Annotated in this window: 7 protein-coding genes; all 7 read right to left on the bottom strand. The window is 69.4% G+C overall.

Features of this window, described 5'->3' with window-relative positions; genetic code table 11:
• Positions 1-16 precede the first annotated feature (16 nt).
• The gene (locus tag VIB55_RS07480; RefSeq protein ID WP_331876048.1) at positions 17-445 is read right to left on the bottom strand and encodes a hypothetical protein; all 429 of its coding nucleotides are present in this window, start codon (positions 443-445) and stop codon (positions 17-19) included.
• 3 nt (positions 446-448) lie between these two features.
• Positions 449-619, bottom strand: coding sequence for a hypothetical protein (locus VIB55_RS07485; protein WP_331876049.1), 171 nt, complete (start codon positions 617-619; stop codon positions 449-451).
• On the bottom strand, positions 616-780 hold the full coding sequence (locus tag VIB55_RS07490; RefSeq protein WP_331876050.1) for a hypothetical protein: 165 nt from the start codon (positions 778-780) through the stop codon (positions 616-618). Before VIB55_RS07490 ends, VIB55_RS07485 begins: the two co-directional genes overlap by 4 nt.
• Entirely contained in the window at positions 777-1,181 is a 405-nt protein-coding gene (locus tag VIB55_RS07495) for a DUF3168 domain-containing protein (protein WP_331876051.1), read from the bottom strand. The genes VIB55_RS07490 and VIB55_RS07495 overlap by 4 nt, the downstream gene beginning before the upstream one ends.
• A complete protein-coding gene (locus tag VIB55_RS07500) occupies positions 1,178-1,573 on the bottom strand; it encodes a hypothetical protein (RefSeq protein WP_331876052.1) in 396 nt (131 codons plus the stop codon). Before VIB55_RS07500 ends, VIB55_RS07495 begins: the two co-directional genes overlap by 4 nt.
• Positions 1,574-1,596: 23 nt before the next feature.
• Positions 1,597-1,929, bottom strand: a complete 333-nt coding sequence (locus tag VIB55_RS07505) for a phage head closure protein (protein WP_331876053.1) — start codon at positions 1,927-1,929, stop codon at positions 1,597-1,599.
• The coding region (locus VIB55_RS07510) for a head-tail connector protein (protein ID WP_331876054.1) at positions 1,929-2,425 on the bottom strand (497 nt) is incomplete at its 5' end. The genes VIB55_RS07510 and VIB55_RS07505, both read right to left, overlap by 1 nt.

Genomic DNA, 2,425 nt, shown 5'->3' on the forward strand with positions numbered 1-2,425 from the left:
ATGTCGCACAGCACCGTTAGGCCAAGGTGATGGTGGTGAGCGTGGTGACGTCGCCCGTGTAGCCGAAGGTGCCCTCCACTGCCTCGCCATCGGCGGCACCGGTGAGGGGGCAGCTGTCGATCTTGGCCGCGAACTGGAAGACCTTGGCGCCGGCCGCCGTCCCCTTGGGGCACACCTGGAGATGGACGTCGCTGCCGTTGGCCCACGCCGTCTCGGCGATCGACTGCCCATTGGTGTCGCCATCGTCCCAGTCATAGCCGATGTCGCCGGACAGGGTGCGATCACCGGCGATCAGGGCTTGTCCGCCGAGCCACTTGCGGACGGTGCCGCCCTCGCTGCCGCGGTCCATCCCCCAGTCGCGCACGTAGCCGATGTTGGTGAACACGCCCCCGCTGGTGGTGCTGATCCGCACGCGGGACAGCCCTGGATTGTTCGGAGCAGCCATGGTTCAGCCTTTCGCGTTGTCGGTGGTGGACTTCTTCTCGGCAGCGGCTTCGGGGGCGTCGCCGTTGGACTGCGCCACCGCGCTCCCAGCCACGACGGCGGGCGGACGGCTGGTGGACTCGTACTTCATCTCCTCCGCCTTCTCGTTGTCGGGCACCTTCTTGGGCGTGCTCATCCTGGATCTCCGGGCTGGGGTTCGTCGCTGCCGAGGTAGCGCGGCGTGCGCGTCTCGGTCTCGGGCTCGTCCTCCTCCGCGTCGGGCAGCAGCGCCCCCATCTCGACCGCGGCGGCGATGCGCTCCAGAGCCTCGGCGATGCGCTCCATCAGGTCCGTCATGCATCCTCCATCGCGATGAATCGCCACCGGGTGATCGCCTGCCGCCATCCGTCCGCCTCTGCCTGCGTTTCCTCGAACTCCCACCGCGCATGCACCGTCCCGTATCCGTCCACGGACAGCGGTTGCCTAAGCGCGAGCGTGAGCTGCCGTGCCAGCGTCAGCACCTCGGCGTTACTGCGGGTTGGGCTCTGCGCCCAGCTGTGCGCCGTGAGCGTCATGGTGGCACCGTACCGCCCCAGCGTGTTGCGGGGCACCCCAGTGCTGTTTCCGATCACCACGTAAGGGGACGCCTCGCCCTGCGGCGCCTCCCCGTCGTAGATCCGGTCGCCGACGAGGGCGACCACGGCGGGCGTCGCGAGCCATCGCGCAGCGACCGCGACCTGAATCGGCCAGGCGCTCACTCGGCCACGTCCTGCACGGTTGCCTGCATCGCCCGGCGGAGACGCGCGACGTGCGGACCGCTCTCTTCTTCGAGGCTCGGGTAAAGCCACGGCTGCGCCGGGAGGGGCCCGCCCCCCTTGCCGTGGCTCCGCGTGCCGAACTCCAGAAACCGGAGCCAAAAAGTCCGACGGGAGTGCGTCACGAAGCCGCGCGTGCCCTGCTTGTTCACCCTCCGCCGGATGCTCGCCGCGCCCTTCCCGGTCCTACGCTTCACCCGCGCCTTGGCCTTGGTGTAGACGGCCTCAGTCGTTTCGGTGATGGCCTCGCGCACCCTTGTCTGAGTGGCAGGCGGCAGAGCCCTCAGCAGCTTGCGGCGCAATTCGGGCATGCCCGAGATGTCCACCGACTTCATCCGCGCCCCAGATCGGCGTGCCATCAGCCCACCTCCTCGACCAACATCACCAGCCACCGGCGCCGCCCCTCCGGGTCAACCGGCGGAGCGATGTTGTAGACCTTCCCGCCGATCACCGCCCTCATGCCCGGGTTGATCCCCGCGTTGTGGCGGACGGTGATGCGGTGCGTCAGCGTGGAATCGGTCTGCATCGCCTGGATGCGCTCCACGCCTGTCAGCCCCTCCACCTGCGCCCATGCCGTGTGCCAGTCGGTCCATGTGGTCGAGCTGCCCCCGCCGGGCGCCGGGGCCGTTGCGCTCGTCTGGAAAAGGACGCGGTGGCGCAGGTCCCCCGCGCCGGGTTGCCGGAACGCCATCACCCCACCTTGGGGAGGGCGTGAAGCCGACACATGGACTGCACCGCCGCGGGGATCGATCCGTTCTCGCGGTTCTCGTACAACTGGCCGATCAGGAGGAGCATCGCCTGCACGAGGGCACCTGGCTCCGCGCCGAGGGCGAACCCGGCGACGTAGCGCACGACGACACTCCCGCCGTGCCGGACCGCCGGCCACGACTGCCCGTACGCCAGCCGTACCCGCCCAGGCCGCGACGCCGCGTCCATCTCATAGACCGATCCTCCCAGCGTCTGCTCCACCCCGGCGGCGTCCACGTACGTAACCGACTCCACCGACACGAGCGGGGGATACGGCAGTTCGATGAACCCGCGCGACGGGAACGCGTCCGTCGTGTACTCCACGGTCCGGATGGGGAGGGCGAGCCAGGTGCGCCCTTCCACGACCTCCCTCGCCGCCGTGATGAGCCCCGCGATCAGCTCGTCCTCGGAATCATCCGTGACGCGCAGATGCGCCTTCG

It is taken from the genome of Longimicrobium sp. (genome assembly GCF_036554565.1).
Classification (GTDB): domain Bacteria; phylum Gemmatimonadota; class Gemmatimonadetes; order Longimicrobiales; family Longimicrobiaceae; genus Longimicrobium.

Bases quoted from the DNA above. Each gene is read 5' to 3' on its own strand.
- VIB55_RS07490 (WP_331876050.1), bottom strand. From the start codon at position 780: ATGACGGACCTGATGGAGCGCATCGCCGAGGCTCTGGAGCGCATCGCC.
- VIB55_RS07500 (WP_331876052.1), bottom strand. From the start codon at position 1,573: ATGAAGTCGGTGGACATCTCGGGCATGCCCGAATTGCGCCGCAAGCTG.
- VIB55_RS07485 (WP_331876049.1), bottom strand. From the start codon at position 619: ATGAGCACGCCCAAGAAGGTGCCCGACAACGAGAAGGCGGAGGAGATG.
- VIB55_RS07480 (WP_331876048.1), bottom strand. From the start codon at position 445: ATGGCTGCTCCGAACAATCCAGGGCTGTCCCGCGTGCGGATCAGCACC.
- VIB55_RS07505 (WP_331876053.1), bottom strand. From the start codon at position 1,929: ATGGCGTTCCGGCAACCCGGCGCGGGGGACCTGCGCCACCGCGTCCTT.